The 8,090-nt window shown below is 70.0% G+C and carries 6 protein-coding genes; 5 read left to right on the top strand and 1 reads right to left on the bottom strand.

The genetic code is table 11. From position 1 onward, the window contains the following. Positions 1 to 2 precede the first annotated feature (2 nt). Complete coding sequence (locus tag DEI91_RS09900; RefSeq protein WP_111052128.1) at positions 3 to 491, bottom strand: aminoacyl-tRNA deacylase; 489 nt, start codon at positions 489 to 491, stop codon at positions 3 to 5. A gap of 47 nt (positions 492 to 538) precedes the next feature. On the opposite strand from DEI91_RS09900, the gene dusB reads away from it, so the two are divergent. From dusB to DEI91_RS09875, 5 genes are all read left to right on the top strand, one after another. Next, entirely contained in the window at positions 539 to 1,693 is a 1,155-nt protein-coding gene (gene dusB, locus DEI91_RS09895) for a tRNA dihydrouridine synthase DusB (protein WP_111052127.1), read from the top strand. Further along, the gene (locus DEI91_RS09890; RefSeq protein ID WP_111052126.1) at positions 1,690 to 2,970 is read left to right on the top strand and encodes a deoxyguanosinetriphosphate triphosphohydrolase; all 1,281 of its coding nucleotides are present in this window, start codon (positions 1,690 to 1,692) and stop codon (positions 2,968 to 2,970) included. The genes dusB and DEI91_RS09890 overlap by 4 nt, the downstream gene beginning before the upstream one ends. A 90-nt stretch (positions 2,971 to 3,060) precedes the next feature. Next, positions 3,061 to 4,995, top strand: a complete 1,935-nt coding sequence (gene dnaG / locus DEI91_RS09885) for a DNA primase (RefSeq protein WP_111052125.1) — start codon at positions 3,061 to 3,063, stop codon at positions 4,993 to 4,995. A 304-nt stretch (positions 4,996 to 5,299) separates the two neighbouring features. Beyond that, on the top strand, positions 5,300 to 6,925 hold the full coding sequence (locus DEI91_RS09880; RefSeq protein WP_111052124.1) for an ABC transporter substrate-binding protein: 1,626 nt from the start codon (positions 5,300 to 5,302) through the stop codon (positions 6,923 to 6,925). Positions 6,926 to 6,995: 70 nt separating this feature from the next. Beyond that, entirely contained in the window at positions 6,996 to 8,090 is a 1,095-nt protein-coding gene (locus DEI91_RS09875; RefSeq protein WP_111052123.1) for an ABC transporter permease, read from the top strand.

Genomic DNA, 8,090 nt, shown 5'->3' with positions numbered 1-8,090 from the left:
GGTCAGGGGCGGGCGGGTTCCTCGTCGGTGATGTCGGCGACCGTCGCGCCGTAGGCGGCGACGAGTGCGTCGCCGTCGACGAACGCGCTCGCGCCGTGCCGCCCCGCACCCAGTGCGATCCGGCGGCCGAGCACGCGCTCGTCGGCGTAGACCGGCAGGTCCCCGATCGCGCCGATCGGGGTGATGGTGCCGCGCTCGTAGCCGCTGGCTTCGAGGGCGGTGGCGGCGTCGGGCATCGAGAGCTTGTTCACACCGACGACCGTGCGGAGCTTCTTCCACGCGATGCTCCGACCGCCGGGCACGAGTGCGAGCAGGAAGCCCCCGTCGTGCCGCTTGACCACGAGTGTCTTGACGATGTCGCCCGGGTCGATGCCGAGGAGGGCCGCCGCGCCCTCGAGGGAGTCTGCCGCGGGCCGCTCGACGACCTCCACGTCGAGGCTGCGTGCGGCGGCGTCGGCGTCGAAGCGGGCGACGGCATCGGGATCGGTCATGTGGAGAACGCTACCGGCGGACGACGACGTGGGAGAATGAGGACGGTATGACGATCACACAAGCTGCAGCAGCACCACTGCGCATCGGCCCGATCCAGGTCGATGCGCCCGTCGTGCTCGCCCCGATGGCCGGCATCACGAACATGGCGTACCGCCGCCTCTGCCGTGAGTACGGCGCGGGCCTGTACGTGTGCGAGATGATCACCTCCCGCGCCCTGGTCGAGCGCACGCCTGAGTCCATGCGGCTCATCCGGCACCACGAGTCCGAGACTCCGCGGTCGATCCAGCTGTACGGCGTCGAGCCGAACACCGTCGCCGAGGCCGCCTCGATCCTGGTCGGTGAGGACCGTGCGGACCACATCGACCTCAACTTCGGCTGCCCGGTGCCGAAGGTCACGCGCAAGGGCGGCGGTGCGGCGCTGCCGTGGAAGCTCGACCTCTTCCGGGACCTCGTGACGAAGACGGTCAAGGCCGCCGGGGACGTCCCCGTCACCGTGAAGATGCGCAAGGGCATCGACGGCGACCACCTCACTTACCTCGACGCGGCGAAGATCGCGCGGGACGCCGGTGTCGCGAGTGTCGCGCTGCACGCCCGTACCGCCAACGAGCACTACTCGGGCCAGGCCGACTGGTCGGCGATCGCGACCCTCAAGGAGACCATCACCGACATCCCGGTCCTCGGCAACGGCGACATCTGGTCCGCCGCCGACGCCCTCCGGATGGTGCACGAGACCGGGTGCGACGGCGTGGTCGTCGGGCGCGGCTGCCTCGGCCGTCCGTGGCTGTTCGGCGACCTGGCCGCGGCGTTCCGCGGCGAGGACCTCCGCGCGGCACCGAGCCTCGGTGACGTCGCGGTCGCGTTCCGTCGGCACGCCGAACTGCTCGTCGAGTTCTTCGAGTCCGAGGAGCACGGCTGCCGGGACATCCGGAAGCACGTGGCCTGGTACTTCAAGGGGTACCCGATCGGCGGAGAGGTGCGCTCCGGCCTCGCGATGGCGTCGAGCCTGCAGGAGATCGACGACCTGCTCGGCAAGCTCGACTGGACCGCGCCCTACCCAGGCGCCGACGTCGAAGGACCGCGCGGCCGTGCCGGGCACGCCAAGCGCACGGCGCTGCCCGACCGGTGGCTCGAGAGCCGCGACGTCGACGCCGAGTTCCGCAAGGTCCTCGCCGCCGCCGAGATGCACCACAGCGGCGGATGAGCGCCACGTCGTCGTACGGTCCGGCGGACGCCGAGCGGTGGTTCCCGGAACAGCACAGCAGTCGGCGGAGCGACTTCGCGCGTGACCGCGCCCGCCTGCTGCACTCCAGCGCACTGCGCCGCCTCGCCGCGAAGACGCAGGTCCTCAGCCCGACCACCGGGCTCGACTTCGCCCGGAACCGCCTGACGCACTCGCTCGAGGTGGCGCAGGTCGGTCGCGAGCTCGCCGACAGCCTGGGCCTCGACCCGGACGTCGTCGACACCGCGTGCCTCGCGCACGACATCGGGCACCCGCCGTTCGGGCACAACGGCGAGACCGCGGTGAACGCCTGGGCCGCCGGCATCGGCGGGTTCGAGGGCAACGCGCAGACGCTGCGGTTGCTCACCCGGCTCGAGCCGAAGGTCTACGGCGACGACGGTCGGGCGTACGGACTGAACCTGACCCGCGCCTCCCTCGACGCCAGCTGCAAGTACCCGTGGCCGGCGTCCCAAGGCGTCGGCGAGGCGTCCTCCGGTCGGACCAAGTTCGGGTTCTACGACGACGACCACGAGGCCTTCGCCTGGCTCCGCGCCGGCGCACCGCGACGACAGCGGTGCATCGAGGCCCAGGTGATGGACCTGTCCGACGACATCGCGTACTCGGTGCACGACTTCGAGGACGCCGTCGTCGCGGGCTTCATCGACGTCGCTGCGCTCGGTGACCGCGTCGGCGAGAACGACATCGTCACCGCGATGCACGCCTGGGTCGGCGACGACCTGAGCCGCGACGAACTGCTCGAGGCCTTCGACCGGCTGCGCAGCATGTCGCTGTGGATGACGTCGTACGACGGCTCGCGGCAGGACCAGGCACGCCTGAAGAACCTGACGAGTCAGCTCATCGGCCGCTTCGCCCGGACCGCGACCACGGCGACGCGGGAGTCCTACGCCTCCGGCTCGCTCGTCCGGTTCGCCGCGAGCGTCGTCACGCCGCCGGAGATCATCGGCGAGATCGCGGTGCTCAAGGGCATCGTCGCGGCCTTCGTGATGACACACGGCGACAGGCAGCCCGTGTACGAGGACCAGCGGCGCGTCTTGACCGAACTGCTCGACGCGATCGCCGCGCGCGAGGAGTCGGCACTCGAGCCCGGGTTCGCCGCGGACTGGCGGGCCGCCGGGGACGACGCCGGGCGGCTCCGGGCCGTGGTGGACCAGGTGGCGAGCCTCACCGACCAGGGGGCGCTCGCCTGGCACAAGCGGCTGGTCGTCGGGGAGCGCGAGACGGTCTCCATCGCCGTCTGACGGGAGCGCGTCCGGGCCCGTGCGGGCCGGTGTCCGGGCGCGGATGCACACCGGTCCGCCGGCGTCGGCCCGCCGAACTAGAATCGTCGGGTGGCAGGCCTGATCGCGCGGAACGACATCGACGAGGTCCGCGCGCGCGTGAACATCGCCGACGTGGTGGGCGACTACGTCACGCTGAAGTCGGCGGGCGTCGGGTCGCTGAAGGGCCTCTGCCCCTTCCACGACGAGCGGACGCCCTCGTTCCACGTCCGTCCGCAGGTCGGCCGGTACCACTGCTTCGGGTGCGGCGAGGACGGCGACGTCTTCAGTTTCCTCATGTCGCAGGACCACACGACGTTCCAGGAAGCCGTCGAGCGGATGGCCGCCAAGATCGGCTTCACGCTCCACTACGAAGAGGGCGACGGGCCCCGGACCGACTACAACGCCCGCGCCCGGCTCATCGCCGCGAACGAGGCGGCGCAGGCCTTCTTCACCGCCCAACTCACCACGGCCGCGGCCGAACCGGCGCGCCGGTTCCTGGGGGAGCGCGGGTTCGACCCGGCGGCGGCGCAGCACTTCGGCGTCGGCTTCGCCCCGAAGTCGTTCGACGCGCTCAAGGACCACCTGCGCGGCCTGCGGTTCAGCATCGACGAGATCGTCGCGGCCGGCCTGGTCAGCCAGGGTGACCGCTCGCCCTACGACCGGTTCCGCGGACGCCTGATGTGGCCGATCCGGGACGTCACGGGTGCCACGATCGGCTTCGGCGCGCGTCGGCTGCTCGAGGACGACAAGGGCCCGAAGTACCTCAACACACCGGAGACGCCGATCTACCACAAGAGCCAGGTGCTCTACGGGATCGACCTCGCCCGCAAGGAGATCGCGAAGGGCAAGCAGGTCGTCATCGTCGAGGGCTACACCGACGTCATGGCGTGCCACCTCGCCGGCATCACCACCGCGGTCGCCACGTGCGGGACGTCGTTCGGTGTCGACCACATCAAGGTGCTCCGGCCGATGCTCGGCGACTCCGCCGCACAGCACGTCTCCCAGCTCGGGCAGATCGTGTTCACCTTCGACCCGGACGAGGCCGGGCAGCGCGCGGCCTCCCGTGCCTTCACGGAGGAGCAGCGGTTCGCGTCGCAGACCTACGTCGCGGTCGCGCCCGGTGGCCTCGACCCGTGCGACCTGCGCCTGGCCCGGGGCGACGACGCCGTCCGCCGGCTCGTCGAGAACCGCCGTCCCATGTTCGAGTTCATGATCCGGCGACGCCTGGACGGCCACGACCTCGACACGGTGGAGGGGCGTGTCGCGGGGCTCCGCGAGTCGGCGCCGGTGATCTCCGAGATCCGCGACCGCGCGCTGGCCGACGGGTACATCCGGAACACCGCCGGCTGGCTCGGCATGGACATCGAGGACGTCCGCCGCGCCGTCGCGGCAGCGCGCCGCCGACCGGCCGACGGCGGGTCGGACACGCGGTCGGGAGGCCCGTCCAACCCTGGCCACGCCGGCTCCGCGGGCGGACACACCGGTCCCGGCGACGGGCCGAGCCTGCCCGAGGAGCCGCAGGCGAGCCTCCGGTCCCTGCCGGACGACCCGATCGCGCGGATGGAGCGCGACGCGGTGATGGCGATGGTGCAGCAGCCCCAGTCCGTCGGGGTGCCGCTGCTCGGTCTCGCGGCGTCCGCGACGTTCTCGGCACGGATGCTCTCGGTCGTCCGCGATGCGGTCGTGGCGAACATCGACGCGGTGGGGGATCGGGCCTGGCTCGACAGACTGCTCGCGGACGTGCCGGCACCGTTCCGGTCGCTCGTGCAGGAGCTGGCCCTGGCGCCGATCCCGGCACGCTCCGACGAGGACCTGGCGATCTACTGCCGAGGGATCGTCGTGGCCCTCGTCGAGCGCGACCTGCTCGCCCGCAAGGCGTCGCTGCTCGGACAACTCCAGCGCACCGATACATCCGACCAGGAGCGTCGGGCGGATGTGCAGCGGCAGCTCGTGGACCTCGACGCCCAGCGCATGCGGCTCCGCGCGGACATCCCCGGCGCCTGAGTCCGGACCCTCCCGCACGGCCGCCGACCGCACCGACCGCGGACGGACTCCCCCGGAACAGCGCGGAGTTGCCCCGCGCAACAAGGCGTCTCCAGGCGCAACGAAGATGCACGCCGCGCCGGGCACACTGCCTCCGATGCTGCCTGCCGAGCGGACATCGTGCGTTACAGCGGTGTAAACAATCCGCTCCCGGAGCGGTCGGTTGTCTGGCAGGGTGTGACCATTGAACGTCCCCGCGACCGGCCACAGCTCGTTCCACCTCGGTCCCGGGACTCCTGCAACCACACCAGAGAGGCAATCGGACATGGCATCCGTACCCACATGGGGCAAGCGCACCCTCGCGCTGGGCGCCGGCGCAGCAGTGACCGCGCTCGTGCTCACCGGCTGCGCAGGCGGCTCCGGCACCAGCGGCGGTTCCGGCGACCTGGACGGCCTGATCATCGGCACGACCGACAAGATCACGTCGCTCGACCCGGCCGGTTCGTACGACAACGGCTCGTTCGCCGTGCAGAACCAGGTCTTCCCGTTCCTCCTGAACACCCCGACGGGCAGCCCCGACGTCGAGCCGGACATCGCCACGAAGGCCGAGTTCACCGACCCGACCACCTACGAGGTGACCCTCAAGGACGGCCTCGAGTTCGCGAACGGCAACCCGCTCACGTCGAGCGACGTCAAGTTCTCGTTCGAGCGTGACCTGAAGATCAAGAACGACAACGGCCCGTGGTCGCTGCTCGCGAACCTCAAGAGCATCGACACCCCGGACGAGACCACGGTCGTGTTCCACCTCGACCACGCCGACCAGACCTGGCCCCAGGTGCTCTCGAGCCCCGCCGGTCCGATCGTCGACGAGGACGTCTTCTCGGCGACCGAGCTCACCAGCGCCGACGACATCGTCAAGGGCAACGCCTTCGCCGGGCAGTACACGATCACCTCCTACAAGGAGAACGACCTCATCGCCTACGAGGCGAACCCGAAGTACGACGGTGTCCTCGACAAGGCGAAGACCAAGGACGTCACCGCCCAGTACTTCACCAAGGAGACCGACCTCAAGCTCGCGGTCCAGCAGGGCGACGTCGACGTGGCGTACCGCTCCCTGACCCCGACCGACATCGCCTCGCTCCGCAAGGACGACGACCTGCAGGTCATCGACGGCCCCGGCGGTGAGATCCGCTACGTCGTGTTCAACTTCGCGACGCAGCCGTTCGGTACCGACCAGGACGGCGCCGACGAGGCCAAGGCCCTCGCGGTGCGGCAGGCCGTGGCGGACGTCGTCGACCGCGACGAGCTCGCGAAGGAGGTCTACAACGACACCTACACGCCGGTCTACTCGATGGTGCCGGACGGCCTGACGGGCGCCGCGACGCCGTTCAAGTCGCTCTACGGTGACGGCAACGGTGCGCCGGACGTCGACAAGGCGAAGAAGACCCTCGCCGATGCGGGCGTCACCGGCAAGGTCGAGCTCGACATCCAGTACTCGCCGGACCACTACGGCTCGGCTTCGGACGACGAGTACGCGACGCTCAAGACGCAGCTCGAGGACTCCGGCCTGTTCACCGTCAACATCCAGTCGACGGTGTACACGACCTACGCGGTCGAGCGCACGAAGGACGCCTACCCGCTGTACCAGCTCGGGTGGTTCCCGGACTTCTCCGACGCCGACAACTACCTGTCGCCGTTCTTCACGAAGGACAACTTCGTGCAGAACCACTACGACGACCCGACCATCCAGGGTCTGATCGCCGACGAGCAGGCGGAGTCGGACGCCGACAAGCGTGCCGAGATCATCGAGCAGGCCCAGCAGCGTGAGGCCGAGCAGATCTCGACCCTCCCGCTCCTGCAGGGCAAGTCGGTCGCCGTGGCCGGCAAGGACGTCACGGGCGTCACGCTCGACGCGTCGTTCAAGTTCCGCTACGGGACCATCACCAAGTAACCAGACGGACGACCGGGGGTGCTCCCACGAGGGGCACCCCCGGTCGCGTCATGCGAAAGGCACCCACCCCGTGACCCTCACGAACCCCGAGGCGATCGACACGGAACCGACGAAGCCACAGGCACAGCGACGTGCCAACGGCGGCGGCGGACTCGGTCGGTACGTCCTCGTCCGCTTCCTCCTGATCTTCCCGACGGTCTTCATCCTGGTGACGCTCGTCTTCTTCCTGATGCGCGTCGTCGGGAACCCGATCACCGCCTCGGTCGGTGGTCGCCTCACGCCCTCGCAGCTGCAGGAACGTCTGCACGCCGCGGGCTACGACCGTCCGGTCATCGTCCAGTACCTCGAGTACCTCGGCCAGATCGTCCGCGGCGACTTCGGCACGACCTCGACCGACAACCGCCCCGTCACCGAGATCATCCTGCAGTACGGCGGTGCGACCGCGGAGCTCGTCTTCTACGCGCTCATCGTCGCCCTCGTGCTCGGCATCCCGCTCGGCATGCTCGCCGCCTACCTGCGCGACAAGTGGCCCGACGTGCTGCTCCGGGCGCTCGCGATCCTGACCTACGCGACGCCGGTGTTCTTCGGCGGTCTGCTGCTCAAGCTCGTGTTCTCCGTGTGGCTCGGCTGGCTGCCCCTCGGTGACCGGGCGTCCACGCGCGCGCAGCTCGTCCTCGACCGGATCGAGAACCCGACCGGCATCTACATCATCGACGCCCTGCGGACGGGGAACGGGCAGATCATCAGCGACGTGCTGCAGCACGCCGTCCTCCCTGCGCTGACCCTCGGTCTGCTCACCGCGGGCATCTTCCTGCGTCTGGTGCGCGCGAACATGATCGGCTCGCTCGGCTCCGAGTACGTCGACGCGGCACGATCGCGCGGTGTCCGTGAGTCCCGCCTGGTCCGGACGCACGCGTTCCGACCGGCCCTCGTGCCGATCATCACCGTGATGGGCCTGCAGATCGCCATGCTGCTCGGCGGTTCGGTCCTCACCGAGACCACCTTCGGCTGGCGCGGCCTGGGCTTCGAGCTCAACCAGTACCTGTCCGCCCGTGACTTCGTCGCCGTGCAGGGCATCGTCGCGATGCTGGCGGTGATCGTCGCCGTCACGAACTTCGTCGTCGACGTCATCGCGGCGCTCATCGACCCGAGAGTGAGGTTCTGA

This window comes from Curtobacterium sp. MCBD17_032 (genome assembly GCF_003234855.1).
Lineage (GTDB): Bacteria > Actinomycetota > Actinomycetes > Actinomycetales > Microbacteriaceae > Curtobacterium.
Note: the sequence above shows the minus strand (reverse complement) of the source record. Positions and strands in the feature narration are given on the sequence as shown.